General features: G+C 47.9%; 25 protein-coding genes and 2 pseudogenes. 6 read left to right on the top strand and 21 right to left on the bottom strand.

Features of this window, described 5'->3' with window-relative positions; translation table 11 throughout:
• Positions 1-80: 80 nt before the first annotated feature.
• The 6 genes from HNR77_RS00305 to HNR77_RS00280 all read right to left on the bottom strand — a co-directional run bounded on the left by HNR77_RS00305 (position 81) and on the right by HNR77_RS00280 (position 7,234).
• Entirely contained in the window at positions 81-1,688 is a 1,608-nt protein-coding gene (locus HNR77_RS00305; RefSeq protein ID WP_184179553.1) for a response regulator, read from the bottom strand.
• A gap of 14 nt (positions 1,689-1,702) precedes the next feature.
• Positions 1,703-3,445, bottom strand: coding sequence for a sensor histidine kinase (locus HNR77_RS00300; RefSeq protein ID WP_221443631.1), 1,743 nt, complete (start codon positions 3,443-3,445; stop codon positions 1,703-1,705).
• 120 nt (positions 3,446-3,565) lie between these two features.
• Positions 3,566-4,450: a carbohydrate ABC transporter permease gene (locus HNR77_RS00295; protein ID WP_184179550.1), complete on the bottom strand. Its 885-nt coding sequence runs from the start codon at positions 4,448-4,450 to the stop codon at positions 3,566-3,568.
• Between the two features lie 24 nt (positions 4,451-4,474).
• Entirely contained in the window at positions 4,475-5,365 is an 891-nt protein-coding gene (locus tag HNR77_RS00290; RefSeq protein WP_184179547.1) for a carbohydrate ABC transporter permease, read from the bottom strand.
• A 186-nt stretch (positions 5,366-5,551) separates the two neighbouring features.
• The gene (locus HNR77_RS00285; protein WP_397365828.1) at positions 5,552-6,238 is read right to left on the bottom strand and encodes an HAD family hydrolase; all 687 of its coding nucleotides are present in this window, start codon (positions 6,236-6,238) and stop codon (positions 5,552-5,554) included.
• Positions 6,239-6,256: 18 nt separating this feature from the next.
• Positions 6,257-7,234 (bottom strand): Gfo/Idh/MocA family protein, encoded by a 978-nt coding sequence (locus HNR77_RS00280; protein WP_184179543.1) that lies wholly within the window; start codon positions 7,232-7,234, stop codon positions 6,257-6,259.
• 345 nt (positions 7,235-7,579) lie between these two features.
• Here HNR77_RS00280 and HNR77_RS30520 point away from each other — a divergent pair, with 345 nt between their 5' ends.
• The 4 genes from HNR77_RS30520 to HNR77_RS00260 all read left to right on the top strand — a co-directional run bounded on the left by HNR77_RS30520 (position 7,580) and on the right by HNR77_RS00260 (position 11,256).
• Positions 7,580-9,217, top strand: a complete 1,638-nt coding sequence (locus HNR77_RS30520; protein WP_184179540.1) for a thiamine pyrophosphate-binding protein — start codon at positions 7,580-7,582, stop codon at positions 9,215-9,217.
• Between the two features lie 12 nt (positions 9,218-9,229).
• Entirely contained in the window at positions 9,230-9,598 is a 369-nt protein-coding gene (locus HNR77_RS00270) for a carboxymuconolactone decarboxylase family protein (protein WP_184179537.1), read from the top strand.
• Positions 9,599-9,861: 263 nt separating this feature from the next.
• Entirely contained in the window at positions 9,862-10,203 is a 342-nt protein-coding gene (locus HNR77_RS00265; RefSeq protein ID WP_145403017.1) for a hypothetical protein, read from the top strand.
• A 60-nt stretch (positions 10,204-10,263) separates the two neighbouring features.
• Positions 10,264-11,256 carry a 3-oxoacyl-[acyl-carrier-protein] synthase III C-terminal domain-containing protein gene (locus HNR77_RS00260; protein ID WP_184179535.1) on the top strand — a complete coding sequence of 331 codons (993 nt, stop codon included), beginning with the start codon at positions 10,264-10,266 and terminating at the stop codon, positions 11,254-11,256.
• A 147-nt stretch (positions 11,257-11,403) separates the two neighbouring features.
• On the opposite strand, the gene HNR77_RS00255 is transcribed toward HNR77_RS00260, so the two are convergent.
• The 7 genes from HNR77_RS00255 to HNR77_RS00225 all read right to left on the bottom strand — a co-directional run bounded on the left by HNR77_RS00255 (position 11,404) and on the right by HNR77_RS00225 (position 18,107).
• Entirely contained in the window at positions 11,404-11,973 is a 570-nt protein-coding gene (locus tag HNR77_RS00255) for a manganese catalase family protein (protein WP_184179532.1), read from the bottom strand.
• Between the two features lie 24 nt (positions 11,974-11,997).
• The gene (locus HNR77_RS00250; protein ID WP_184179529.1) at positions 11,998-12,276 is read right to left on the bottom strand and encodes a spore coat protein CotJB; all 279 of its coding nucleotides are present in this window, start codon (positions 12,274-12,276) and stop codon (positions 11,998-12,000) included.
• Complete coding sequence (locus HNR77_RS00245) at positions 12,245-12,505, bottom strand: spore coat associated protein CotJA (RefSeq protein ID WP_145403021.1); 261 nt, start codon at positions 12,503-12,505, stop codon at positions 12,245-12,247. The genes HNR77_RS00250 and HNR77_RS00245 overlap by 32 nt, the downstream gene beginning before the upstream one ends.
• A gap of 196 nt (positions 12,506-12,701) precedes the next feature.
• The gene (locus HNR77_RS00240) at positions 12,702-14,090 is read right to left on the bottom strand and encodes a hemolysin family protein (protein WP_184179526.1); all 1,389 of its coding nucleotides are present in this window, start codon (positions 14,088-14,090) and stop codon (positions 12,702-12,704) included.
• 46 nt (positions 14,091-14,136) lie between these two features.
• Positions 14,137-15,273, bottom strand: coding sequence for a radical SAM/CxCxxxxC motif protein YfkAB (gene yfkAB, locus HNR77_RS00235; protein WP_145403023.1), 1,137 nt, complete (start codon positions 15,271-15,273; stop codon positions 14,137-14,139).
• A 210-nt stretch (positions 15,274-15,483) separates the two neighbouring features.
• Positions 15,484-16,569: an HD-GYP domain-containing protein gene (locus HNR77_RS00230; RefSeq protein ID WP_184179523.1), complete on the bottom strand. Its 1,086-nt coding sequence runs from the start codon at positions 16,567-16,569 to the stop codon at positions 15,484-15,486.
• Positions 16,570-16,676: 107 nt separating this feature from the next.
• A complete protein-coding gene (locus HNR77_RS00225; RefSeq protein ID WP_184179520.1) occupies positions 16,677-18,107 on the bottom strand; it encodes a bifunctional metallophosphatase/5'-nucleotidase in 1,431 nt (476 codons plus the stop codon).
• Between the two features lie 120 nt (positions 18,108-18,227).
• Here HNR77_RS00225 and HNR77_RS00220 point away from each other — a divergent pair, with 120 nt between their 5' ends.
• Positions 18,228-18,977 carry a molybdenum cofactor biosynthesis protein gene (locus HNR77_RS00220; protein ID WP_184179517.1) on the top strand — a complete coding sequence of 250 codons (750 nt, stop codon included), beginning with the start codon at positions 18,228-18,230 and terminating at the stop codon, positions 18,975-18,977.
• Positions 18,978-19,104: 127 nt separating this feature from the next.
• The gene (locus HNR77_RS00215) at positions 19,105-20,151 is read left to right on the top strand and encodes an HD-GYP domain-containing protein (RefSeq protein ID WP_184179514.1); all 1,047 of its coding nucleotides are present in this window, start codon (positions 19,105-19,107) and stop codon (positions 20,149-20,151) included.
• 87 nt (positions 20,152-20,238) lie between these two features.
• Here HNR77_RS00215 and HNR77_RS29895 read toward each other — a convergent pair whose 3' ends face one another.
• The 8 genes and pseudogenes from HNR77_RS29895 to sufD form a co-directional block, all read right to left on the bottom strand.
• Entirely contained in the window at positions 20,239-20,373 is a 135-nt protein-coding gene (locus HNR77_RS29895; protein ID WP_216520192.1) for a YjcZ family sporulation protein, read from the bottom strand.
• Positions 20,374-20,568: 195 nt separating this feature from the next.
• Positions 20,569-21,282 (bottom strand): M23 family metallopeptidase, encoded by a 714-nt coding sequence (locus HNR77_RS30515; RefSeq protein ID WP_184179511.1) that lies wholly within the window; start codon positions 21,280-21,282, stop codon positions 20,569-20,571.
• Between the two features lie 175 nt (positions 21,283-21,457).
• A pseudogene (locus HNR77_RS00205) lies at positions 21,458-21,797 on the bottom strand (darcynin family protein).
• Positions 21,798-21,921: 124 nt separating this feature from the next.
• Positions 21,922-22,134: pseudogene (locus HNR77_RS30040) on the bottom strand (Crp/Fnr family transcriptional regulator); the annotation flags it as partial.
• Between the two features lie 235 nt (positions 22,135-22,369).
• A complete protein-coding gene (gene sufB, locus HNR77_RS00200) occupies positions 22,370-23,767 on the bottom strand; it encodes a Fe-S cluster assembly protein SufB (protein WP_111271525.1) in 1,398 nt (465 codons plus the stop codon).
• 20 nt (positions 23,768-23,787) lie between these two features.
• Positions 23,788-24,219, bottom strand: coding sequence for a Fe-S cluster assembly sulfur transfer protein SufU (gene sufU, locus HNR77_RS00195; RefSeq protein WP_184179508.1), 432 nt, complete (start codon positions 24,217-24,219; stop codon positions 23,788-23,790).
• Positions 24,209-25,429 (bottom strand): cysteine desulfurase, encoded by a 1,221-nt coding sequence (locus HNR77_RS00190; RefSeq protein WP_184179505.1) that lies wholly within the window; start codon positions 25,427-25,429, stop codon positions 24,209-24,211. The genes sufU and HNR77_RS00190 overlap by 11 nt, the downstream gene beginning before the upstream one ends.
• Positions 25,426-26,730: a Fe-S cluster assembly protein SufD gene (gene sufD, locus HNR77_RS00185; protein ID WP_184179502.1), complete on the bottom strand. Its 1,305-nt coding sequence runs from the start codon at positions 26,728-26,730 to the stop codon at positions 25,426-25,428. The genes HNR77_RS00190 and sufD overlap by 4 nt, the downstream gene beginning before the upstream one ends.
• Positions 26,731-26,753 lie beyond the last annotated feature (23 nt).

Raw genomic sequence — 26,753 nt, 5'->3', positions numbered from 1 at the left:
ACGTAATGATAAACGCTCTCTTGATGTCGAAGTGAGGGACATTCTGACTATGCATGGTGGGAAAAATGACGATCTATAACCTATCCATTCTCATACATCTGTCTGAAGTGAGTAGGTGTCATGCCGCAATACTTCTTGAACAGACCGCTGAAATAAGGCCTGTCCTCATACCCCAGCATCTGGCATATTTCCTGCACCTGCACACCTGCAACGAGCAATTCCTTTGCCTTTTCCATTCTCAACTTCGTAATATACTGGATCAGGGTCATGCCTGTCTCCTTTTTGAACGCATTGGCAAAGTAGCTTGGACTTAAATGAACCGACTGGGCACAAGTCTGCAATGTCAGGTTTTCGGACAGATTCATGCTGATAAACTCCTGGGATTTGCTGATCGCCTGCTTCACATCCGTGAGTCTTTTTTTGTCCATAATCTCACAGCCCATACTGCTGAAATGTTTGATGTAAGCACCCCAGCCGTCAAAGGTCAACGAACGCATCGCCTCAAGCACGGTCAGATCTGCCTCCAGACGAAGACGTTCCTCCTCCGTAATCTCATCACAGAACGCCCGGTAGATGGCAAAGGCCAGCCCGGACAACAGACGAATCATCGTCAGCGGCTCAGGAAAGCCCTTGGCATTTTGCCATGACTCCAGAATCTCATCAATGATCCGATGACAAGTGCCCTCATTGCCACATTTCAATGCATAGAAGAGCTCCTTTTCCTTTTCCAAGGGATACACCGGGGCGACCACGTCCTGATTCTCCAGCTCTGCATACTGAAAAATGCAGTTCCCCTCGCTGTAAAAGCGATAAGCTATGGCTTTATCGGCGTTAGCATAGGACATCCAGATTTCCTGAGGTCTGCGGGCCATCGTGCCCAGTCCGATCGAGATGGTCTTTTTGCTGTACTGCTCTACATTGTGACGACATTGCTCCATCAGCTCGGATACCTCAAGCTGATCGGATGTGTTGAATATGGCGGCCAGCCGATACCGGGTTTCACGCAGCACAACGCTCCGGGTATACCGATTCAACGTTTCGCTCACGATGTTTTGCACGGCAAAGGGAACAATCTCGGCATCCAGATGCATCGTGGAACCATAACGTGTATACCCGTCCACCTCAATGACCATCACATTCAGATTTGAGGAATCCAGCTCAATGTGAAGCTCATCCCATCGGCTTTCATTCAGAAACCCGCCAATCTCGTGCCGCAGCAAACCCAGAAGATAGCTTTGACGTTCATATTCACTGCTGCTGACCGCTTTCTGCTTGAGCTTCTGGAGCTGCTGTGACTTCGCTTGTTCATTCTCAATCACCTGTCTTACCTTGAGCACGGCGCCCAAAATCTCTTCCGGGGTAAACGGTTTAAGCAGATAATCGAAGGCTCCCAGCTTGATCGCTTCCTGGGCATAGTGAAAATCGGAATACCCGCTGATAAAAATAAATTTGGACTGCAGTCCGGCATCCATTGCTTGCTTCATGAGTTCGAGTCCGCTGAGCCGAGGCATTTTGATATCTGTAATCACGAGATCCGGCTGCTGTTCCACCAGAAGGGACCAGCCTTGCTCTCCATTGTTTGCTGTGCCAACGATCCGGACATCATGCTCCTGCCACGGAATAGTGGACGTTATGCCTTTGACTACAGCCTGAATATCATCCATAACACACATCGTCAATTGCTCCATACGTACGCTCCCTCCTAGCTGATCGGAATGGTGATAACCACCGTGGTTCCCACATTGATTTCACTATGAAAACCAAGCGAAGCCTGTTCGCCGTATTGCAGGTTTAATCGGTCAACGAGATTCGATATGGCGTACCCTTTTCGCTCTCCTGCTGGCAGCTCTTCAGCATGAATTTTGGCCACGTCCATGCCGCATCCATTGTCAGCGACCTCCAGGCGCAGGGTGTGCTCATGACGTTCAATTCGGATCAGAATGAATCCCACATCTTCTTTATCATTAAAGCCATGCAGTATCGCATTTTCAACGAGAGGCTGGAGCAAAATTTTCAAAATTTCAATGCTTCTGCAGGACTCGTGCACCTCGATTCGGTATTCAAACAAGTCCTCGTAGCATTTCTGCTGAAGCTGCATGTACTGCTCGACATGTTTGATCTCCTGCTCAACGGTGGTGATGTCCTTTCCGTCATTCAGGCCAAGCCTGAAGAGCAGGGAGAGTGACACAATCATTGCGCTCACATCTTGTTTCTCTCCGCTCTCGCTTTTCCAGAACATCGTATTCAAGGTGTTGTACAGGAAATGGGGGTCAACCTGAGCCTGCAGCGCCTTCACTTCAAGTCGCCGCTTGTCCCGCTCTGTGGCTCGTACCTCTTCAAACAAAATCTGGATCTGGTCCAGCATCCGGTTAAACCGATGTCCCACTGCACTGACCTCATCATCATATTTGCTGCGGAATCTTACATCCAGATCATTGTATTCCACTTCAACCATGAGTCGGCGCAGTTTGTTGAGCGGTTTCAAGAGTGCGGAGGATAACAGGTCGGATAACCCGAGTGCGAGCAGTATGCAAAACAGCATAATAAGGATAACGAGCCACCGGATTTTCTTGAGCGGTGACAACAAATCGGCCTTGGACTGAACGCTCACCATCACCCATTCCTCATTCATGGAGAGCGTTGAATAGTTCACCAGCATGTCTTTTCCTTGTCCGTTCGTATAGGTAAAGTCGCCCGATCCGCGATTTAATCGTTGTGCGAAACCTGGCTCCGTTACCAGATCAAATGTCCCCGAGCCGGGACGAATGATCTCGCCTCCATTTTTATGCAACAAAAACAGTTGTACCTGACTGTTCATCAAATCCTGATTCAAAATGTCCCGCATCGCGGCTTCTTTCATGTTCACAACCATGTATACTTCCGAAAATGTATGGTTATCCACCACAATCGGCTTGAGCAGCAAGGACAACACATTGTCCCGTGATTGGAACAAGGCGCTGGAGTGTGAACCAAACCACATTGTATTCCAGCCGGGCTGTTTCACAATCTGACCGTATTCCTGTTCAAAAGCCGTGCTTTGGTTCGGGAAATCCTTTGTTGGGAAAAAGTCGCCAATCGGTGTCTTCAGGTATGCTGTATCAATCAGCGGCTCTACCAGCTTCAGCTGGGCAAAGGTCGTCTGAAGCAGGGAGAGATTCTGATAATAACGGGTTTCATTATGATTGCGAACATCCTGCATCACCTGTGCGAACGTATCACTCAGCATAAACGAATAAGACGAAACGACAATGTGGCGCAGATGCTCGTCCATGACCTGCACAGACTTGTTCAGGATGCTCTGTTTCAGCTGCAGGGCATTCCGCTCTATACTCCGGGCAGCAAAGAGATAAGAGCAAATGCCCGTTACACCGATACATAAAACAACGAGAAAAATATATATAAGCTGTATCCGTTTTTTCAAGGACATCTGGTAGAAGTAAGACATGATTGGCGGTCACTCCTTGAACGAGGGCTTGTCTTGTCCACTGTAATTTAACAAGAGTATAGCACAGCGGAATCTGCTCGGAATACCGTCCCCTGAATCTCCATTGTTCCGTTTGACCATCTAGCCTTTGACAGCCCCAAGCGTAACCTGCATAAACGATTTATTGGCAAAAATATACACGATCAACAATGGCAAAATGGACAGGCAGGCCCCGGCCATCATCAACTGCACCTCTGCCGCTGCTCCGATCCCGTAGCGCAGATTCGCGAGACCAACAGGCAATGTTTGCAGCTTGGGATTGCTCATCGTAAATACAAAAGGAAGGATATACTCGTTCCATGAGTTCTGGAACACACCCAAACCGGCAACCGCCAGACCCGGACGCAGCAGCGGCAAAATAATGCGCCAGTAAGTAGTGAAGAAATTACAGCCGTCGATCATGGCCGCCTCATCCAGCTCGCGGGGGATGCTTTTGAAGAAACCGACCAGAATAAAATAAGTTGCTGCATGAGCACTGATCAGTATAATGATGACGCCCCATAACGAATTGTTTAATCCGAGTTTGACCATAAGATCAAATTGCGGACGGAGCACCACGGCTCCAATGGAGATGAACAAGGTGGACGCCATGAGCAGGGTATAGGCTTTTTTTCCTTTGAAGTTAACCCGGTCTACTGCATAAGCTGCCATGGAAGATACCAGTAATGTGCCCACGGTTGTCGCAATGCTCACAAAAACGCTGTTGACGGTAAAACCGGAAAAATTCGCAGTTTTCCAAGCCTGGGCATAGTTTGTAAACTGCCATATTTTCGGCCAGATGGTTGCTCCGCCTGTCAGCTCCTGATTAGATTTGAATGAACCTAGCAGTACGAGAATAATCGGGAACAACGATAATAGCGCAATGATAATCAGAAATATAAAGAGTACGGTTCGCTTGGTCCAGCGCGCCCACCTGAATGAGCCTGTAGCAGTTGAACTTGAAGGTGCAAGCACGGTTTGAGTCATCATCGTTTCCCCCTGTTCATTCATTTAGTAGACATCATTTAGCTTTTTGGAAATCTGGAAGTAAATAAGCGTAACCGCACCTACAATGAGAGCCGTTGTGAAGCCGACTGCACTTCCGTATCCCAACTGTTGAAGGGATTGCGTATCTGCTGATACCGGGAACAGCAATTTGAACAGGTACAGGTACATAACCTCTGTTTTTCCATACGGTCCACCCTCGGTTAATACCATAATGCTCTCGTAACCTTTAAGCGCAGTTGTAATGGCAATCATAATGATCATCTGCAGAACTGGCCCAAGCAGCGGAATGGTTACATTGCGGAGCTTCTGAAACTCACTCGCCCCATCCAGTGAGGCGGCCTCATATAGTTCCTCTGGAATGCTCTGCAAGCCTGCGATGAACAATAACATGTAGTTGCCGACAGCGCCCCAGATGGCAATGATGATGGTCGTCAGCATCGCATGATCCGCCCCCAGCCAGCTGATCGGCTCGCCAATGATGTGATATTTGAGCAGCAGCTGATTCAGAATACCGTTATATGAGTTGAAAATTATAAAAAACACGATAGCCATAACCGAAGCACTGAAGATGGTCGGAAGATAAAAAACAGCCCTGAACAGCGAGCGCCCACGCCATTTGCGATTCAGAATGATTGCCAGAATGAGTGAAAGTGGGATCGTAACGACCAGTTTCCCAAGCGCGTAGACTCCCGTATTTTTGACAGACTCCCAGAACTGTCCGTCCCGTATAATCCGCCCGAAGTTATCCAGTCCGATAAATACGGGTTTGCCGATGCCCTGATAGTCATAGAACATATAACGCAGAGCCCATAACAACGGATAGATTCCAAATACCAATGTGAGGAAAAGGCTTGGCAGTATGAAGATGTAGGCGTTCAGTTTGGATGGTTTCATCAGTTTCAGGCCCCCTATAGCTTTTGAATGAAAGTATAGAGGGATTTACAACCGATGCGGGATAGGGAAATCAACTTTCTACAGGGGAGGATGTGACTGCGTGATCAGAACAAAAAAACCTGCACAGGCGTGGGTCACGCCTGTAATGCAGGTTTGTGATATAGTATGATAAATTCGTCTAACAGCTTACTCCGCTTCTTCATAAAGTCGCAGCAGCTCTGCAAAATCGGAGATCAGCGCATCTGATCCAGCCAGTTCTTCGTCTCTTCCAAATCCGGCATATGCACAGCCGATGACGGTTTGATGATTCATTTTACCCGCCTCGACATCCGAGGAACGATCCCCCACCATCCATGCATCCTGAATCCGGTGTTTCTGCAGCAGAATCTGTACGAGATTGATTTTGGAAGGTGTTTTATACTGTCCGGCACTGTATACCCCTTCAAACAAAGGCATGATCTCGTGGGCAAACGCAACCCCTTTGACATAATCCTCCAGACCGTTGCTGGCAACAAACAGACGAATGCCTTGCGCCTTCAGCGCTTCAAGTGTTTCTTTCACACCGGGATACAGCCTGGAGCTGCCACCGTCCAGTCCTTCAATCTCCAGCTGCAGCAGTAACTCATCTGCCCGGCGATGAGCCGCTTCCGATGCCTCAGGCATAACCACCTTCCAGATATCCTCCAGCAGCATGCCCAGACTGCCAAGCATCCGTTCTTCCGGCGGCGTTTCGCCTTCAAAATGTCCTTCTGCACGCAGCGTATCAAATAACTGATGGTAAGCAGGCAAAAGCAAGGTCTCTGTCTGAAACAACGTGCCATCCATATCAAAAATCATCGCTTCCGGTTTGCGCAGTACCGTTTTTTTCGTCATATCCATCATTCCTTTCGATTAATTCTTCCGCAATGCCTCCAGCACCTTTTGTGCCTCATACCCATCCTGGAATGTGTATATTTTTCCAGGTTTACCCTGTATACGGTTGATCACATGTTTCAGAACAGGCAGCTCGCTGGAGGATTCCTGCACGTCCACCGCAGACAGCGGCTGTCCGATAGGTCCGCTCATCAGCTCATCCCAGTTTTCCAGCGCAATCGTGCCTTCCGTTCCGTATACAACCATAGATACCCGTTCCTCGCCAGCAAAGTGAGAAATGCCCTGTACATGAATGCGCGTTCCATCAGACAGTGCAAGCACGGCCTGTACTTCCTGCTCACACGCATTCGGCTGATCTGCAGGATAAGTCACTTGAGCCTCCAGCACATGAAGCGGTCCAAACACCTGCTGCATCATATGAATCCAGTGAATGCCCACTTCCAGGATGAAGCCTCCCTGCTCACGGCTTGTAATCCAGTCATTCTGCTGCCAGGAGCGCGGCCACTGCGGGAACTGCAGGATCAGATCTATTTTGCGAATGCTGCCTGCAGCATGCTGTCTAATCATGTCCTGCAGCTTGAGCACCGCAGGTTCATGCGGCATAGAGAAATGAACGGCGTTAACTACTCCAGCCCGCTCTGCCGCTTGCTCCGCAGCTTCCAGCATCCGGCGTGCTTCTTCGAGACTGTTCGCCAGCGGTTTCTCACAAAACACATGAATATCGCGCTTCAGCGCTTCCATAACGACCGGATAATGATATCTCGGCGGCACAGCAACGTACACCAGATCAATCTGCTGCTCGTCCAGCAGCTGCTGGTAGTCAACATATGTTTTCACAGATGGATGGGCTGCAGCAAAAGCTTTCAAACCTTCCTCATTTGCATCACACACCGCAGCAATTTCCACGGGCCGTTCCATCTGTGTATTCTTCGCTTGCTCAATCATATGTAAGCCCATTTTCCCCAGACCGATTACAGCCATTTTCAATGCATTCATCATATTACCTCCAGTTCACTTTCAGTATAGCAGAAATCCTGTGTCAGATACGCTGTTCAATCATTACATCATCGCACCATTGCGTCATTACGTTAATGCATATAGGTAATTAGTTATAGAGAATACATCACATTTGTGTAATCGTATTCATTAAAATCGAAGCGTTCACAACTTTAGAATCAGGAAATTAGATTCATGAAAGTGTTGACAAGAAAACACAAAAAAAGATACGATTTCTAATATCAAGGAATTATTCCTTTTACAACCTTAGAGAAATACCAACATGTACAATCGGATAAACCGCCTGGTTCTAAAAACCTACTACTTGAAACGAGGTGTTCACGCGTGAGAACTGTTGCGGATTACTTGGCAGAAACACTGCGCAATCTGGGCGTCACTCATGTATTTGGTATTATCGGAAAATCAATCTGTCCCGCTCTTCTGAAGATGGTCGATCACGGTCTGGAATTCATCCCCGGTCGCCACGAGGCCAGTTCAGGCTTTGCCGCCTCGGGGTACGCGTTGCAGACAGGTCGTCTCGGTGTAGCCTTCGCTACATCAGGACCCGGAGGAACCAATCTGCTTACTGCAGCGGCCCATGCCAAAGCCAACAATCTGCCTGTTCTGTTCCTTACGGGTCATCAATCCATTCAGGAGCTGGGTATTCCTCAGTGTCAGGACTCCTCTTCTTATCTGGCCGATCTGGCCGAAATGTTCAGACCTGCTACACTGTTCAGCAAACTCATCGAGCGTGGAGATCACTTTGGCACCATTCTGAGCCATGCCATATCTATTGCACTTGGCCCGAACAAAGGCCCTGTACATCTCTGTCTTCCTTTTGACGTACAAACCGAGCAGCTTCCCGCCTGCCATATCGCTATTCCCGAACCTGAGCCATTACTTAGCATCTCGAATCTGAATCGAATCCTGCCGCTAATCGAGCAAGCACAGCATCCTTTAATTATTGCAGGCAAAGGGGTAACTCGCGCCGGGGCTCATGAGGAACTGCGGCAGCTCGCTGAAACGTTAAACCTTCCTGTGATTACAACGCCCGGCGGCAAAGGAGCCATCACATGGGATCATGCCTTGTATCATGGCCCCTGCGGCGTAGGCGGCTTCCCGCATGGGGACGAACTGTTGAATCAAAGTGATCTGTACCTTGTGCTTGGCTCCAGGCTAAGTGATATGACGCTCTGTAATCTCAAGCCGCACAATCATCCGGCACAGTTGATCCAGATAGATACCGACCCAACCTTCGTAGGTAAAATCCTTCAATCCAAGACCTTACATATTACTGGCGACATCAAAGACAATCTGCAGTATCTGCTGAGCATCCTGCCTCCGAAGCCTGCTGCTGTCTCCGAAGGTTTCAGCCAACCTGTACCGTATCAGTCCCGATTACCCGAGCTGCCACATCTGTCTCTCGCGGCTGTGCTGGATCGAATGAGTGACATGCTTCCGTATGATCACAAGCTGTTTGTAGATGATGGAAGTCATGGCTTCCATGCCGTACAGCGATATAAAGTGAAGAAACCGGGCAGTTTCATATTTGATGCCTACTTCGCCTGCATGGGCAATGCCATTGGCATGGCGATCGGCGCCAAGGCCGCTGCACCTGAAGAGACGGTGGTGTGTATTACCGGGGATGGCTGTTTCATGATGCTGGGCACGGAAATCAATACTGCTGTCTGCAAAAACCTGCCTGTCATTTTTATCGTTGTAAACAACAAACAGCTGGATATGGCACTGAAAGGCATGGAAAAAACGACGGGCCGCATTGATGGCACATTGTATGAAGTTCCGATGGATGCTGTTCAATTTGCGGAAGCTTTGGGAGCCACAGCCTACCGGGCAGAAACGCTGCCGCAGTTCTCTACCGCACTGGAGGACGCGTTGAAGCTCAAACAAGTCGCTGTCATCGAGCTGCTGACCGATCGGGATGAAATTCCACCAACGGCTCACCGGGTAGTCCATTTGAATTAGGAGGTATGAGACATGAGTGATCAGGTAACACAGGGGTTAGACCGCTTTGCCAAACTTTCCGGTCAGTATGGTGCGAAGGCACTTGCACCGATCAAAGAGCATTTTCCAGATCTGTCCGAGTTTATTATGGGAACGGCGTATGGTGATATTTTTCAGCGTACAACCATAACAGAGCAGTGGAAGGAAGTTGCAATTATCTCCTCGTTAATTACACAGGGGCAGTATGAGCAGCTCGGGGTTCATTATGCTATGGCACTAAGTGTGGGCATCACCGTGGAGGAACTGAAGGGCATCCTGCTTCATCTCGCGCCCTGTGTAGGTGCTCCGCGAATTATCAGCGCATTTAATGTACTGCTTGCTACTATTGAAGAAACTCAGTAAATTTCCGTTAAAGGAAACCCAGTAAATTTCGTTAAGGGAAACCCAGCAAATTATCGTTCGGGGAAATCCAGTAATTCATCGTTCTACATATATATACATCATTCGACCTTTTTATTGATCTTTTTACAACAATACCTTTATAATATGGGTAAATTATCCTTCCGACCTATAACAACCCGTACCATTTGTCTTAGGGTCTATTGGACTGCTTCATTCCATAGAGGATAGCTTTCATTCATATGACAAAGGAGAGATTATGCGCAATGGGAAATTTCAATCTAAAGACGGATGCTTCAAAGAAAGTGCTGCACATTGAGCTGGAAGGTTCCTTCTCTCAAGAGGATGGTCTTCGTTCCATTTCGGCGTATCAGGATACCATCGCTTCCATCAACACCAAAGAGTACAGCCTGGACATCGACTGCAAAAAGCTTAATGTCACTGCTCCTGAGATTGTGCCTCTTCTTGAGGGATGCCTGACCATGTTCAAAAAGGATGAATTTCAAAAAGTCGTGTTAACTCTGGAGAACAATGCCATTCTGAAAATGCAGCTTGCCCGACTAGGTCGGTCCGTAGGGCTCGACAATCTGGAGATTATTTCAGCGTAACGATCTGCATCACCTGGCGTTTTTTACAACTCTGCCTTTCCACTTACGAGGAGGATGACGATGGCTGGAATTCGTATTGTAGATATCGATATATATCACCCTGAAACCAAGGTGCACAATGACTTTTACATTGAACATTTTGATGCAAGAGGGGTGGATATACGCGGTTTGTTAAAAGCACTCGGACGTGATTCGCGTTACAAGATTGATCGCGATGACGAAAATTCATTGACTATGGCCCTTGAGGCAGCGCGACTTCTTCTCGCCAAAACCGGCTTCACCGGCCAGGATATAGACTTGATTGCGTACGCAAGCCAAACACCGGAGTATATTTTCCCTACGAATTCCTTAATGATTCATCATCTGATCAGCGGAGCAGCCCACACCATCTGCATCGACAGCAATGCCAACTGTGCAGGCATGACCGCAGCCTTTGAACAGGTCAGTCGTCAAATGCTCGGCAATCCGCGAATCAAACGTGCCTTGATTATCGGCTCGGATTATATTGCTCCCCACGCGAGTCCGGATGATCCGGTATATTTCGCCAATTTCGGAGATGCAGCTGCGGCCGTCATTGTTGAACGGGATGAGCACGCTGTTGGTTTTATCGATTCGATCTATCAGACGGATACCTGTGTGTATCAAAATTCGTTATTCCCCGCCGAAGGACTCGCCAAGCTGGGGAGCACCGGAGTGGATGCAGGAGCCTTTCATGTCAAATTCATACCGTTTGACGATTCGATCTGTGTTGACGCCGCCTCCGAATCGATTCGGACCTTGCTGCAGCGGAACGAGATCAGACTGGACGAGATCAAAGCCGCTTGTTTCTCCCAGCTGTCCATAGCGAATATCCGTGCGGTATCGGGGAATATCGGCATCGCTGATGATATCGCCGTATATGTTGGAGACGAGTTCGGTTATACCTCTACCAGCAGTCCGTTTATAGCACTGCATCGAGCCATTACTTCGGGTAAGGTACAGCGCGGTGACAAGGTGTTGTTCTGGACCGTTGGCGCCGGGTGGCAAAATGTTGCCATGGTTGTTGAATATTAATGCATTTATGCATCATCATTTTATACCCGCAGGGCGAATTTAAGGGGCACATCCCTCTGATTCGTCCTTTTTCATTTCCCCGTACAAAAAGACAGCCCTCACGGACTGCCGATAATCTCTGCTGTCTTCAGCGTTTTCAGACATGCCCTAGAAAATTTTTTTCGTCTCCCGGTCATCCTTGAGAATTTCAACGGCTTCCCGGAAGCGCAGCGAGTGCACAATCTCCCGTTCCCGCAAAAATTTCAGACTGTCCTGCAAATCCACGTCATCCGTTAAATCAATCAACCATTGATATGTAGCCCGGGCCTTCTCTTCGGCTGCGATATCCTCATACAGATCCGCGATTGGATCACCCTTGGCCTGAATATAGGTTGCCGTGAAGGGAACACCAGCAGCATTGTTGTAAAAGAGTGCTTTGTCATGTGCAACATAATGGGCATCCAGCCCGGCCTGCTCCAGCTGTTCGATGGTGGCATCCTTGGTGAGTTTGTAGATCATCGTTGCAATCATCTCAAGGTGCGCAAATTCTTCCGTACCGATGTCGTTCAGCACACCGATCACTTTGTCAGGAATGGTATAACGTTGATTCAGGTATCTCAGAGCTGCCGCGAGTTCTCCATCCGCACCGCCATATTGCTCCATCAGCAGCTTTGCCATATGAGGATCACATTTGCTTACCCGCACCGGATATTGCAATTTTTTTTCATAAACCCACATTGTACAGGACGCCTCCTTCGATTTTTAGACTTGCCAAGGCCAAGGTGTCTGTGACCACTCCCACGGATATTTGGAAAATGCATGACCAAAGTTAGTCAACGGACCATATAGCTGTTGAAACTCATGTGCCACGCGCATGCGCTCCTGACTGAATTTGTTATACTGCTCAATGCTTTGAAAATCTCCCGGATGTGTGTTCAGATACAAATTCAGCTCGACCAGCACAAAATCCAGCGCCTGCAGCTCCTCCAGCAGTTCATAATATTTGGCGTCACAAGCCTTCGGCTGCTGCTCCTTCTGCATCGCTCTCCACCGCCCTTTCCTTCGTTTTCTTCGATGTATACGGACTAAATAATGCGGGCCACAACGTGCCTACTCTCAACGCCTCAGCCGGACTGTATTGTGGCCAGCCCATCGGCTGAAATGGGATAAACAACTGCGGTGGAACCAGGTACGTACGAATGCCTATGGGCTTACACGGATCAAATGGACCTCTAAAAGGCACATATGCCCGAACCTGCGGATCCTTCATTCCAACAGCCTCCTTTGTACTCCACTGACTTGCATTCCAGCAATACTTGATTTAAACAACTATGCTTACAGCCCCAACCTTCCCTGTCCTTATAACCATATGTCAGGCTAGCAGAGGATAATCCTCTTTTTATAAAATGAGCACAAAAAAAGACCTTTGAAAGACGTGTATGCACACTGCTTTCAAAGGCCTTGCTTTACTTGTTGTTATGGTCTTCCTCTTGAACTGGCAATGGATTACCGTTTTTCGCTTCTGCGCTTGTATCCGGGTCTTTCATCTGCTTGTACACCTTCACCCGATTGATGCGCAGCCGCGTGGATTCCTCCACCTCGAAAACATATCCGTTCTGTTCCCTGGTTTTACCTTTAGCCGGACTGCCCTCCAGCTCTTTGAACAACCAGCCGCCTATCGTATCAACGTCTTCGTCCTCGATCACTGCTCCAGTCCATTTATGAACATCCTCAATCAGCGAACGTCCGTCTATTGAAAAAGCATCACCGATTCGCTCCATATGCGGTCGCTCATCTTCAAACTCATCATACAGATCACCAACGATTTCTTCCAGAATCTCTTCCGCTGTCAGCAGCCCGGCAGTTCCACCGTATTCATCCACGACGAGGGTCATCTGGGAGTGCTTCTTCTGCATCAGGCGCAGCACATGACTAATCTCCATCGACTCGGGTACGTTCAGAATCGGGCGCACCAGTGCAGCGAGATCCTGCTGCTGCTCCGGTTCAGCCAGCAGCAGATCGGTAATATGGATGAAACCGATAATCTCATCCTTATCCTCGACAGCCACCGGGTAACGGGAATGCTTGGTCGCATTGATGATCTTCAGATTTTCCTCCAGCGAGAGATGGGTATATAAACAGTCCATGTCTGTACGGGGCAGCATGACCTCCCGAGCCAGCATGTCGGAGAAATCAAATATATTGTCCATCAGCTTGATCTCATCCTTGTCAATGACACCGCTCTTGGCACTCTGTTTCATCAGGATACGCAGCTCATCCTCGGAATGGGCTTCACTTTCACTAGCTGGTTCAATACCAGCAAGACGTAATAAAGCATTCGCTGAGGCGTTAAGCACCCAGATGAACGGAAAGAAGATTTTATAAAATAACAGCAGTGGCGCTGACAAGAGCAGCGCAATCCCGTCTGTTTTCTGAATCGCCAGAGATTTGGGTGCCAGCTCACCAAGAACAATATGCAGAAACGTAATGATACAGAATCCGATGATGACCGATACCGTTGCGATCAGCCCCGTATCCGTAACACCCAGCTTGAACATAAGGGGCTCCACAAGCAGTTTGGAGATGGCGGGCTCCCCCAGCCACCCTAGCCCGAGAGACGTTAGTGTAATCCCGAACTGCGTTGCTGATAAATAAGCGTCGAGTCTACTATTCACCTTCAATGCATACCCGGCCAGACGATTCCCCTCACTCTGTAATTGCGTCAGGCGTGTCTGTCGTACTTTGACCAGAGAGAACTCCGCAGCGACAAATACGCCATTCAAAAAGACGAGCAAAAAGACACAGATCAAATTAAATGCCAGCTGTCCAAAATGAAACTCGGTATGCACTTCCAAGTTGAAACTCCCCTTTTCTATCTATTTCAGGAATGAACCTGGAATATCAACGTGTAATTGCTTTTCTTGATTTAAAGTCAACACCTTTGTAATACATGTCAGCGACCAGCAAATTCGGACCACAGCAGGAAGCTGCATCACAATGACAGTTCACCGTCTGGTTCAGCGGATGCTCCGCAGACCATTCATGGAACACATCATCCAGTTTACGGTCATGAATGTTGCCGAAAGCCGGAATATCAGCAAAATCCGTAACGTACACGTTACCGGTAAACATGTTGACATTAACACGGTTACGCCCGTCGGGATCATTGCGAACCGTCACATTAGGCTCGCTGTACAACCGCTGAATCAGTTCACGATCCTGTTCAGCCGCACTGCATGCAAAAAATGGCAGTGTTCCGAACAGCATCCACATGTCTTTATCACGTACATCCAGCAAACGATGAATAGCTGCTCTCATATGGTCCAGTGACAACACAGGCAGCGACGAGGCAAAGTTGGAATTGTACATTGGATGGACCTCATGCCGCACACAGCCCATCTCCCGAATCAGCTGGTGAATGCCTTCGAGCTTGTCATGTGTACGATAGTTGATCATGGACTCGGCAGAAATAAACATGCCAGCTTCGCTCAGCTTACGTGAGTTCTCGATCATCTTTTCATACATCTTCACCGCCACTTCACGCTTCACCGGTCTGCCGCTGTTCGCAAACCCGACCTGATGAAAATCATCGGCATTCAAATAGTTGAAAGAGATATGCATGACGTCGAGATACGGAAGCAGCTTTTCATATCGGCTGATGTCAAGTGTCAGATTCGAATTGATCTGGGAACGGATTCCGCGTTCCTTGGCATATTTAAGCAGTGGAATAATCATCTCATCCACCGTTTTCTGGCTGAAGCTGGGCTCGCCCCCTGTCAAACTGATGGTCTGCAGGTGCTCCACCTCATCCAGGCGTTTCAGCATCAATGGAAGCGGGAGAGCCGGTGCCTCCTGCATAGTAAGCATATCCCCTACGGCACAGTGTTCACACCGCATATTGCACAGATGTGTCACCGTCATTTCTACACTGGTCAGCACATGCCGTCCATATTTGCGCAGAGAGCCGATCGGGTCCCACGGATCATTCGCGGGCGATAAAGGCATCGGTTGTACCGATCCTGAGTTTAGCATGGTCATAGTTCTTCACCTTATTCCTTTTATTAACCTAAAATGTTCATTTTACATCATATCCGAGATCACTCTTTTAGGAGTTATCTTTTATCATAGCACAATTATGAATTATACTGCACAGACACGCCCTGGATGACAAAAAACGCTCGTGCAGCTTCGGGAAATTAGCTTTAAGCTCCCGGTATACACTTAAGCGTTTGGCCATATCCTGCTTAATCAGTTATTCAGCGGTTCGCCCATTGGAATTGCAGCACTAGAGTCCACGCCTTCCACCCCTGTGATCATCACCGAAAGCTCTGTAGCAAGGTTGACTTCGTACGGTGAAGCGAGCATTTCACCTCTTGCATCTTTAAGCACACGAACAAGCGGTCGCTGCGGCACACGCGGTTGAATGGCCGCCACCACGCCAACTTCTCCCGTACTCAGCGTTACAGACAGACCTACGGGGTAAATCGCGACACAGTCTCTGAATTTTTCAAGCATCCGCTGCTCGTAAAGCGTACCTGAGCCGGTGTATAACACTTCCACAGCTTGATGAGGAAGCAAAGCTTTACGATACACCCGATTGGTCGTCATCGCATCGTAGGAATCGGCAAGAGCAATCCACTTGGCGTATTCATGGATTTCATTGCCTTTCAAACCGGAAGGATAGCCGCTGCCATCAATGCGTTCATGGTGCTGCAAAGCGCAGTGTGCAGCCAGCAGCGGAATTCCGGGTTCATCTTTAAGGATGCGATGCCCATATGTGGTGTGCTGCTGAATAATTTTAAATTCCTCGTCACTGAGACGTGAGGGTTTATGTAAAATTTCAGAGGCAATCTGTGTTTTTCCGATATCATGCAGCAGAGCACCCAAGCCAATCTCCATGAGCTGCTGGCGCGAGTAGCCTGAGGCTACGCCCAGAACAAGGGTATAGACACATACATTCAGCGAGTGGTTATACAGGTCGAAGTCACTGGAGTTCATGTCCATTAACATGATCATCGCTTCTTTTTGACTTCCAATGTCCTCCAGTATACTATTCATTACACCACTAAGCGCTTTGCCAAAATGAGGAATCTGACTTTTGCTTCTGAAGCCGGACATATGTTGAAACTGCTGCTTGATCTCCACAAGCGCTCTTCGCTTCGTTTCTTCCTGAAGCATGTCGGGTACAACAATATCCTCTGTCGCTGCATCCTGAATATACACATATCCAATCCCGAGATCCTTCAATCGCCCGATCAACCGACTCGTCAGTTCTACATCCTCACTGAGCAAGACCAGACCTTCCTCACTAAAAATTCGTTTTCCCAGCTTCATGCCAGGCTGCAATAAGTTTATATGTACTAAACGCACAGCCTATCCTCTCCCGCTCCGTAGATGTAATGAACACTAGCCGCTCTTCAGCAGAAGGCAGTCTTGTCGTTCTAGCTTTGAAACCAGCGAGACCGCAGGCTCTCCTCCAGCGCCCCGGGCCGCTTTAATTCTTTTTCCACCAAATCTCGTATAAACTCTGGAAGATGGTACTTGATATTGCTTCCTTGAGCCAGGGATGGATATCCCACATTAAACGTAAACATGTCAAGCGTTCCAACAACATATTCACGCTGATCTTCCATAGGAGCTCCGTTCACCACAATCGATTGAATCCGGTGATATGCAGGTGCATTCGGGTCATACCTTACTTCCATTCCGTCCATGCATAACATACCCAGAATCTTGCCCCGGAAGCCAAATCCTACGATAGGTTTATGAGCAAATTCCTGCAGCAGCGACTGCTCAAGTGCTTCACGAATCTGGCTTCCATTCAAGCATATTGTACAAGCATTTATCGGAGATGGACATAAGGAATGTAACAATCCCTTGGTGATATGCCCTTGTGGAAGATTTCCAAGCAGCTGACCCGCATTCACAAGTGACAGTTCAGCTCCTGTAAATTGCCTTACGGCTTGCGCAAGCAAGGTGGCAAAAGCGGATTCCCGCTCATAATCTATCGACAGCTCCCGTTCCGTAATAACGGCCGTCTGATCCAGCACACGCTCGGCTTCTCTTCCGTTCGCCCGAATCGCCAACGATACGTTCTCTTCCAGCAGTTCCTCCTGTATAGGGACACAGCCACTGTTCACCAGACGCAGCGTTCCTTCTTCAATGCTTCGTTCCAGCACAACCTTTCCGAGCCATTGTCCAAATTTGCCTGCAGCACCAAGCACCGTCTGTCCTATAACGAGCGGTTCTTCCAGAATGTGATGGGTATGTCCGCCAAGAATCACATCAATACCTTCCGTTTGCTCTGCCAGCCTTTGGTCCGTCGATAGACCAAGGTGTGAAAGCACGATAATGACATCCACTTGTCCGCGCAGCTTGTTAACCTGGTCCTTTAACGTCTCTACCGGGTCCAGCACTTGCCATCCGAGCAACTCGTAAAATGTATTAAAAGGAGCCGTTGCGCCCAGCAGGCCGATTCGGAATGGCCCCTTGTCAATAATCGCAGATGGCTGCATCCATGCTGGAGGTTGTCCCGTAGCACGCTCCACTACATTGCCACATACAATCGGACAGAGAAGTGCATTATAGGCTTGTGCAAGTTGTTCCGCCGTAAAGGTCAGGCCTTCGTTATTTCCGATCGTTATCGCATCATAACCCGTCAGATTCATTACATCGACATTCGCCATGCCGAGTGTGCCTTCCGTTTCAACAGCCATTCGATCCATGTGATCACCAATATCAAGCACAAGCAGGTGTCCGCCCTGTGCACGTTCCTGACTAATCATAGCAGCAATCGCACTCATAGAGCCGAAGTGACTGTGAAGATCATTGGTGTGTAAAATGGTTAATGTCTGCTTCTCGCTGCTGTGCATTAAAGTGCCTCCCCTGCCGTTCATTAAAACGTACATTCTTCTAATAGATAAGAATAACATTTTCTACGTCGTTATGATATATTTATAAGGTTTAGAGATCAAAAAGAGGTGATTCAATCTATGAAATTGACCATTCAACTATTTGCAGGCATTGCAGAACGTTTAAATACATCACAGCTATTGTTTGAATTCGATGGTGATACACCTACAGCCTCCATACTCAAGGAACAATTAAGCGCTGCTTACCCTGAAGCGGCCTCCCAGATTCGTTCATCCTTTCTGGCAGTAAATCAAAAGTACGCTCCGGCCGATACTATACTTAGAGCGGAAGACGAACTTGCTTTGATTCCCCCTGTATCTGGAGGAGATGGTTCTTCAAGTCCCGAGTATAACAAGCAGGATTCCCCTCAAACACAAGAGCATCGCACTGAAGATGGCCTGTTCCTCATTACCGATGCTGCCTTGTCTGTTGAAGCCACCACCAATCTGGTGATCACTGCCAATCATGGGGCTACTTTGACTTTTGTAGGCACAACCCGGGAAATGACAGGCGATCAGCGCACTGTTTTTCTGGAGTATGAAGCGTATGTACCGATGGCTCTCTCCCAAATGTCCGCCATCGGAGCGGAGATTTCGGAACGCTGGCCCGGTGTGCAAACTGCCATCAGTCATCGGATCGGTAAAGTGGATGTAGAAGAGATCAGTGTCGTCATCGCTGTGTCTTCCCCTCATCGTAGTGACTGTTATGATGCGAGTCGTTATGCAATCGAAAAACTGAAACAAACGGTCCCCATTTGGAAAAAAGAAGTCTGGGAAGATGGCTCTGAATGGAAAGGTCATCAATTGGGTCCTTGGAACCCTATGGACTAGAAAAAAATGAGACTACACGCGGTTTACAGAAACCTATGAATAGTAAACAAGTCGTTGTCAGCCCATTTTTTTCTTGTTATTATATTGATATGTGTCGATATTAGTCGAGGAAAAAGGTGGTTTATACGTGAGAGTGCATGTTACAGATCTTAAACCCGGCGACCTGCTAAAAAACGATATCTACAACGCTTCAGGTCTCCACATGCTGATGAAAGGTTCCGTTCTCAGTGAAGATGATATATCCAAATTGCTGCAGCATGGAATTGATTTCGCAGATGTAGAACCTGCATCCAACCTTCACTCTGATGAACAAACCTTGCCTTCCGATCAAACCCGTCTGTTAACCAATCTGTTTAACGACACGATCAAAGGTACGCATTCCCTGTTTGAGCAAGCTATAGAACAAGGCTTTGTTGATGAATCACAGGTTGATGAAATCGTAGGCACCTTGACGGGGCAACTCGAAAAGCAAAAGGACGTCGTCTCCCTGCTGCTTATGCTGGATGGCGATAGTGACTACACCTATAACCATTCCTTGCAGGTCGGTATGCTTGCTTTTTATATTGCCGGCTGGATGGGATATAACCCGGAAGAATGTCTTACTGTAGCCAAGGCTGGATATCTTCATGATATCGGCAAATCGAAGATTCCTGCTGAAATCTTACATAAACCAGGCAAGCTAACAACCGAAGAATTCGCAGAAATGAAAAAGCACACCTTTTACGGTTACGATATTATTAAAGCCTCCACAGAGGACGAGATCATTGCACTCGTTGCCCTGCAGCACCATGAACGCGAGGATGGGAGTGGATATCCATATGGATTACGCGGCGATGAAATCCACCCCTATGCACGTATAACGGCTGTAGCCGATGTCTACAGCGCGATGACAACAAACCGGGTCTATCAGACCAAGCAAGAACTTATCTCCGTGTTATGCGAATTGTATAGCCTTAGTTTCGGCCAATTGAATGCCGAGGCAACACAAGAATTGATCAAACATATGCTGCCAAATTTTATTGGCAAAAAAGTGTTACTCACCACCGGACACACGGGTGTCATCGTCATGAATAACCCGGCTGATTATTTTCGCCCGCTCGTTCAGACCTCTGAAGCCTTTATTGATTTAGCGAAAGAAAGAGATATTGCAATTGTTGAGATTTATGTTCAGTAAGCCGGGATAACCGATGTAAAATAACATCATGAAAAGGGAAGCTCAATCGAGCTTCCCTTTGGTCTTTCATCTTATTTGAGGATTGTGTTACACACAGAAAGCTTTTGTGATGATAACCAACAAGATGAACAGTACCAAGATCGCACCAACGGATGTACATGGATTGTATCCACCTACGCCGCCAACATTATTTCCTCCACAGCCATAACCTACTTCGCTCATGTGATTGCCTCCTCTTTATAAGGTATACCCTAACATATGACACTTGAGCTCCGGATGAACCGGGCGAAACGGCAATCTTCCGCATTTGGTTTTTAGCCCGGGAGCCGATGTGATTGAGTAACATTTAACATCGCTTCATGTCGATGGTTCCATTCTCCTTCTTCTTCCGTCAGGGTTTAATATGCTTTAACAACATTAGTCTGTTTCCTTCACCTGTTTCCCCGTTTCCTTGCGGTACATGATCACAAGCATTCTCCAGAAGTCGTAGCTGCCTGTATTATCCTTGATATAAGGCCGATAATAAGTCAGCGCCTCCTGTGCCCATTCGGGACAACTCATATTGGACAAACGCTTCTGCTCTTGAATCCAGCTTCCCTGAAGCTCCAATTGCTTCTGCATCAGTGTAAACATCCGCTTTTCCTCACCGGTCATCGGTTGACCCTCCTCCTCCTGAGCCACTATGCCATACTCTTTTAACAAATAAGCGCCCGGCTCAACCACTCCTTTTTCACTGGACGTATATCCATAGGAAGGCGAATTGGCTTTACGAATCTCATAGTGCACATGGGGGCCCGTGCTCTGGCCCGTACTGCCTTGATAACCGACCAGTTGTCCTTTTCTCACTCGCTCACCAACCTTAACGGCAATTCGAGAAAGATGACCATAACAATGCAGGTATCCCCGATGATCTTCCAGAGCCACAGTAAGTCCATATCCGCCGAAGCCGGAGCCTGTTTGCCCTTCAGACGCAAAACGTACGCTTCCGTCCAGAAAAGCATACACAGGGCCATTCCATGGCTCGGTAACCAGATCCACACCTCGATGAAACGTCTGTCCCCCATGTATAGGATGAATTCGATAACCGAAGGAACTAGTAATCCGATACCCTTCGAAAGGGTTTGCATTCATAGCTTCACATCCTTTTTCTATCATTACATGCGCTGTGTGATGCAATGGCTTGTGCTTGTATCCTGCTGCGGAGAAGGATTAATTCAACCAAAAACGCCGCCCCGATTGTATATCTACGGTGCAGCGCTTGTGAGGTCAGTATAATATTATTTTGATGCAAATCAGTTCACCCTTACTAAGGCATGTCTAAAGCTTCCCGTTCATATGCTTGAAATGCATTCTCTAATCCCATGATGACATCTTTGATTTTCATATATCCTTTTGTATACGGTTCTGAATCACGAATTTCCTCCCATAAATAATGATAGGCTTTGAGATCCTCTGTCTCGCATACGACAAAATCGGTGTAGTCCTTACCTGGCAATGCCTCTGCATCGAAAAATCTGACGCTTACCTGACCGCTGTACTTTTCGATTGTAGCCTGTAAAGCAGCAGCATGCATTCTACGGCTGTTCCCGTGGCAAAGCTAGCCAGGAAGGATAAAATTCAAGTAATACAATCATCATATGTCTCATGACTCATCTCTCCTTGTGCATCTGATCCGGGATGGATATCCACCCCTTTTAACTAGTCATAGTGTAACGCACACTGTAGCCGTCAAGCATTAACATAGGTTAATGACATAAGGGGCACGTTCGTTTACCTGAGTAAGCGGCTAAGGGAAACAGGAGAGATGCCAATATACGCGGCAATATGATATTGAGGAATTCTGTTTTCGAGTCCAGGATATTTGTGCAGGAATGCTTCATAACGCTCAAGTGCTGATAAACATAACAGTTCTCGCTCTCGTTCCTCCTTGCGTATATACAGTCGCTCAACCGCCTTACGCACAAAGCGCTCCCAATGATGACTGGCGAGGTTCCCTGCACAAACCATTCCCATTCTTCTGCTGAGATTCCGACCTCCAAGGCTGCCATGTGAAGGGCTTTGTAATGATACTGCATACACACCTCCCAGATTAGATTCAAATTAAACGTCATCTTACATTCACATATGATATGTACTGTATTGTACTAAAAAGGCAAACAAAGAAAAAGACGAACCAGAACGGTTCGTCTTCTCTTGTGAAAAATCCACATATATTAACTTAACCGATGGAACCTTCCATTTCGAACTTGATGAGACGGTTCATCTCAACGGCATATTCCATTGGCAGTTCTTTCGTAAATGGCTCGATGAAGCCCATAATGATCATCTGTGTAGCTTCCGCTTCGGTCAGACCACGGCTCATCAGGTAGAAGAGCTGATCTTCGGAAACCTTCGATACCGTCGCTTCGTGCTCCAGCATGATGTTGTCATTCATGATCTCATTGTAAGGAATCGTATCCGATGTGGACTCATTGTCGAGAATGAGTGTGTCACATTTGATGTTGGATTTCGCGCCCTCTGCCTGGCGTCCGAAGGAAGCCAAACCACGGTACGTTACTTTACCACCATGCTTACTGATCGATTTGGATACGATTGTCGATGTTGTATCTGGAGCAAGGTGAATCATTTTCGCGCCTGCATCCTGATGCTGGTTTTTACCTGCAACAGCGATGGACAGAACGGAACCCTTCGCTCCACGGCCTTTCAGTACAACCGCCGGATATTTCATCGTCAGTTTGGAACCGATGTTGCCATCGACCCATTCCATCGTTGCATTCTCTTCTGCAACCGCACGTTTGGTTACAAGGTTGTAGATGTTTGGTGCCCAGTTTTGGATCGTTGTGTAACGAACGCGGGCATTTTTCTTACAGATGATCTCAACCACCGCACTGTGCAGGGAGTTCGTGCTGTAGATTGGAGCCGTACAGCCCTCTACATAGTGAACAAAGCTGTCTTCATCTGCAATGATCAATGTACGCTCGAATTGACCCATGTTTTCGGAGTTAATCCGGAAGTATGCTTGCAGAGGCACTTCACATTTTACGCCTTTTGGTACGTAGATGAAGCTTCCTCCCGACCATACCGCGCTGTTCAGGGCAGCAAATTTGTTATCCGCTGGCGGAATAACCGTAGCGAAGTATTCACGCAGAATTTCCGGGTGCTCTCTGAGCGCCGTATCTGTATCCATGAAAATTACGCCTTGGTCTTCCAGTTCCTTTTGCATATTGTGGTATACAACCTCGGATTCATACTGAGCGGATACCCCTGCCAGAAACTTCTGCTCTGCTTCTGGAATACCCAGTTTGTCAAACGTTTCTTTGATTTCGGAAGGAACCTCTTCCCATGTTTTTCCTTGCTTTTCCGAAGGGCGAACATAGTATTGAATGTCATTGAAATCCAGCTCATCAAGATTGCCGCCCCAATTAGGCATTGCCATCTTTTCAAATTGTTTCAAAGATTTCAAACGGAACTCCAGCATCCATTCCGGTTCGTTCTTGATCCGGGAAATTTCAGTTACGACTTCCGCCGTCAGACCTTTACCGGTTTGAAAGATGGATTGATGCTCATCGCGAAAACCATATTTATACTCTTCCATTTCTGGTGCTTTTTTAGCCATCTTGCTCGACCTCCCTATCGTTATTGTACATTGTCCTCTTCGTCAATTCCTTTGCGTAATGCATTCCAGGCCAGAGTGGCACATTTGATGCGTGCAGGGAACTTGTTCACACCGGATAGGGCTTCGAGATCTTCATAATCGTCGAAATCGACTTCTTCCCCTTTCATCAATGAGGAGAAACGGTTAGCCAGATCGAGTGCCTGTTCAATCGTTTTGCCTTGCACAGCCTCGGTCATCATCGATGCCGAAGACATGCTGATCGAACAGCCTTCCCCCGTATACTTGGCCTCCTGAACGATTCCGTCATTCAGCATCAGCTGCAGTGAAATCCGGTCGCCGCACGTTGGATTGTTTAAATTCACCGTAACGACGTCATTGTCAAACGTTCCGCGGTTACGCGGGTTCTTGTAGTGGTCCATTATAACACGCCGGTACAGATCATCAAGTTGCATCGCCAAAATACTCCTTTGTCTGAATTAAGGCGCTGACAAGCCGATCTACATCTTGTTCGTTGTTGTATAGGTAAAAGCTCGCACGAGCCGTTGAACTTACTTCAAGCCAGCGCATAAGCGGCTGACAGCAGTGATGTCCCGCACGAATCGCTATACCGCTCGCATCCAGCACCGTAGCCACATCATGGGGATGAACATCTCCCAGATTAAAAGTAACTACGCCGACATGCCGTTTCGCCGGACCATAAATGCGGAGTCCATCAATCTCTGACAGACGTTCTGTTGCATAAGCGGCAAGCACACCTTCATGGTGAGCAATCTCATCCATGCCGATCTGCTCCAGGAAATCAATAGCAGCACCCAGGCCTACTGCTCCAGCAATAATGGGGGTGCCGCCTTCAAATTTCCAAGGCAGCTCTTTCCAGTTGGAATCGTACAGTCCAACATCATTGATCATCTCACCGCCGAACTCGATCGGTTCCATCGACTCCAGCAGCGCCTTTTTGCCGTAGAGTGCACCGATTCCAGTAGGGCCGCACATTTTATGACCGGACAGCGCATAGAAATCACAATCCAGATCCTGCACATCGACCTTCATATGCGGCGTGCTTTGTGCACCATCCACAACGATAATCGCACCGTTTCGATGGGCAATCTCAGCGATTTGTTTAACGGGATGAACGAGCCCCATCACATTGGATACATAAGCAATCGCAACAATTTTTGTTCTGCTTGTGATTGTCTGCTCCACATCAGCCAGTTCAATATGACCATCTGGCTGAAGCGGAATGTATTTCAATGTAGCCCCTGTCTCCTTGGCGACTTGCTGCCAAGGAATCAGATTGCTATGGTGCTCCATCTGCGTAATAACAATTTCATCGCCTTCTTTGCAGTTGGCACGCGCATAGGAGGAAGCCACCAGATTCAGTGCTGTCGTTGTACCACGAGTAAAGATAATCTCCTGCGTGCGGCGTGCATTAATAAACTTCGCCACTTTCTCACGAGCACCCTCGTAAGCATCCGTTGCCCGGCTTCCAAGGGTATGCACACCACGATGCACATTAGAGTTCTCATATTCATAATAATGCTTCACCGCATCAATTACAGCACGAGGCTTCTGCGAAGTTGCAGCGCTATCTAGATATACGAGCGGATGTCCGTTGATTTCCTGGTGGAGGATCGGGAACTGCTCGCGAATGGATGGGTTCATTGTCCCAGCTTCTTCTCAATCAGAGACTGCAATTGGGTACGCAGTGCTTCCAAAGGAATATCCGCCACCACCGGTGCGAGGAAGCCATAAATAATGAGGCGTTCCGCATCCGTACGGTTAATCCCGCGAGACATCAAGTAATGGATCTGCTCCGCATTCACTTGACCCACAGAAGCTGCGTGACCTGCTGTTACATCATCCTCGTCAATCAGAAGGATCGGGTTGGCATCTCCACGCGCTTTAGGGCTCAGCATCAGCACTTTCTCTGTTTGCTGTCCGTCGGCTCTTGTAGCACCTTTCTCGATCTTCGTAATACCATTGATAATTGCCGATGCCTCTTCACGCATAACTGCACGTGTGATCATCTGGCTCGGTGTATTTTTACCGAAGTGACGAGCTTCAGTTGTATAGTTAATCTTCTGTGAACCGGAACCGACAGCAATGACTTTGGAGTCGGAACTTGATCCGTTGCCTTTCAGTACACTCATCGTATTGCTTGCTGTATCTCCGTTGTTCATTTCGCCAACGATCCATTCAATGGAACCGTCGTTTTCCAGAACTGCACGACGGAAGGATACATCTGTAACGTTCACATTCAACTGATGAACCGTTGCAAAGCGTACTTTCGCGCCTGCTTTAACGAACACTTCCACAACACCGTTATGGAATACCGGTGCGGAAAGTTCGCCAGATACGTAGTTGTCCACGTATGTCACCGAACTGTTCGCTTCAGCAACTACCAGTACGTGAGGAGCAAAAGTTGCAGTAGCATCATCCGTAAGCAGTACAGCTTGCAGCGGAACTTCAATGTTTACATTTTTCGGAACGTACAGGAATACCCCGCCATTCCACAATGCAGCATGCAGCGCAGCGATGGAATGTTCATCAGCTTTTACTGCCGTGTTGAGATATGGTTTAACCAGATCGCTATGCTCACGCACAGCAGTTGCCAGATCCGTAAAGATCACACCTTGGGCTGCCAGATCAGCAGACAATTTGGAGTATACCGCACCAGAGTTGCGCTGGATGACCAGACTGCCTTCTGCTTGATCCTGAACCAGTTCCTTGATAGATGCAGGTACTTCTTCCAGAGAAGAAATAGCGGAACCTGCCTTGTATGTGCCGTACTCGCTGACATTCCAGCGTTCAATTTTTTGCTTTTCCAGTTTAGGAAGCGCCAGCTCGCTCGCAAGCTTCAAGGCTTCGAGCCGCTGCTCAGTCAACCAGCCGGGTTCATTATTGCTTTCCGACAAGGCGCGAAGCGCTTCAGATTCAACCGGAAGAATTGTTTGTGTAGTCATTTATTATCCTCCTCCGTTTTGTC

It is taken from the genome of Paenibacillus sp. JGP012 (assembly GCF_014203995.1).
Classification (GTDB): Bacteria; Bacillota; Bacilli; order Paenibacillales; family Paenibacillaceae; genus Paenibacillus; species Paenibacillus silvae.
This window is presented reverse-complemented; position numbering and strand designations above follow the sequence as displayed.

Excerpts from the sequence above, each read along its gene's own strand:
- HNR77_RS00290 (WP_184179547.1), bottom strand. The coding sequence starts at position 5,365 with ATGAAACCATCCAAACTGAACGCCTACATCTTCATACTGCCAAGCCTT.
- HNR77_RS00230 (WP_184179523.1), bottom strand. The coding sequence starts at position 16,569 with ATGAAGCTGGGAAAACGAATTTTTAGTGAGGAAGGTCTGGTCTTGCTC.
- HNR77_RS00265 (WP_145403017.1), top strand. The coding sequence starts at position 9,862 with ATGGGAAATTTCAATCTAAAGACGGATGCTTCAAAGAAAGTGCTGCAC.
- sufB (WP_111271525.1), bottom strand. The coding sequence starts at position 23,767 with ATGGCTAAAAAAGCACCAGAAATGGAAGAGTATAAATATGGTTTTCGC.
- HNR77_RS00245 (WP_145403021.1), bottom strand. The coding sequence starts at position 12,505 with ATGAAGGATCCGCAGGTTCGGGCATATGTGCCTTTTAGAGGTCCATTT.
- HNR77_RS00285 (WP_397365828.1), bottom strand. The coding sequence starts at position 6,238 with ATGACGAAAAAAACGGTACTGCGCAAACCGGAAGCGATGATTTTTGAT.
- sufU (WP_184179508.1), bottom strand. The coding sequence starts at position 24,219 with ATGCAACTTGATGATCTGTACCGGCGTGTTATAATGGACCACTACAAG.
- HNR77_RS00225 (WP_184179520.1), bottom strand. The coding sequence starts at position 18,107 with ATGCACAGCAGCGAGAAGCAGACATTAACCATTTTACACACCAATGAT.
- HNR77_RS30515 (WP_184179511.1), bottom strand. The coding sequence starts at position 21,282 with ATGAATGCAAACCCTTTCGAAGGGTATCGGATTACTAGTTCCTTCGGT.
- HNR77_RS00270 (WP_184179537.1), top strand. The coding sequence starts at position 9,230 with ATGAGTGATCAGGTAACACAGGGGTTAGACCGCTTTGCCAAACTTTCC.
- HNR77_RS00220 (WP_184179517.1), top strand. The coding sequence starts at position 18,228 with ATGAAATTGACCATTCAACTATTTGCAGGCATTGCAGAACGTTTAAAT.
- HNR77_RS00255 (WP_184179532.1), bottom strand. The coding sequence starts at position 11,973 with ATGTGGGTTTATGAAAAAAAATTGCAATATCCGGTGCGGGTAAGCAAA.
- HNR77_RS00305 (WP_184179553.1), bottom strand. The coding sequence starts at position 1,688 with ATGGAGCAATTGACGATGTGTGTTATGGATGATATTCAGGCTGTAGTC.
- HNR77_RS00300 (WP_221443631.1), bottom strand. The coding sequence starts at position 3,445 with ATGTCTTACTTCTACCAGATGTCCTTGAAAAAACGGATACAGCTTATA.
- yfkAB (WP_145403023.1), bottom strand. The coding sequence starts at position 15,273 with ATGACCATGCTAAACTCAGGATCGGTACAACCGATGCCTTTATCGCCC.
- HNR77_RS00295 (WP_184179550.1), bottom strand. The coding sequence starts at position 4,450 with ATGACTCAAACCGTGCTTGCACCTTCAAGTTCAACTGCTACAGGCTCA.
- HNR77_RS00260 (WP_184179535.1), top strand. The coding sequence starts at position 10,264 with ATGGCTGGAATTCGTATTGTAGATATCGATATATATCACCCTGAAACC.
- HNR77_RS00280 (WP_184179543.1), bottom strand. The coding sequence starts at position 7,234 with ATGAATGCATTGAAAATGGCTGTAATCGGTCTGGGGAAAATGGGCTTA.
- HNR77_RS00190 (WP_184179505.1), bottom strand. The coding sequence starts at position 25,429 with ATGAACCCATCCATTCGCGAGCAGTTCCCGATCCTCCACCAGGAAATC.
- HNR77_RS00250 (WP_184179529.1), bottom strand. The coding sequence starts at position 12,276 with ATGCAGAAGGAGCAGCAGCCGAAGGCTTGTGACGCCAAATATTATGAA.
- sufD (WP_184179502.1), bottom strand. The coding sequence starts at position 26,730 with ATGACTACACAAACAATTCTTCCGGTTGAATCTGAAGCGCTTCGCGCC.
- HNR77_RS29895 (WP_216520192.1), bottom strand. The coding sequence starts at position 20,373 with ATGAGCGAAGTAGGTTATGGCTGTGGAGGAAATAATGTTGGCGGCGTA.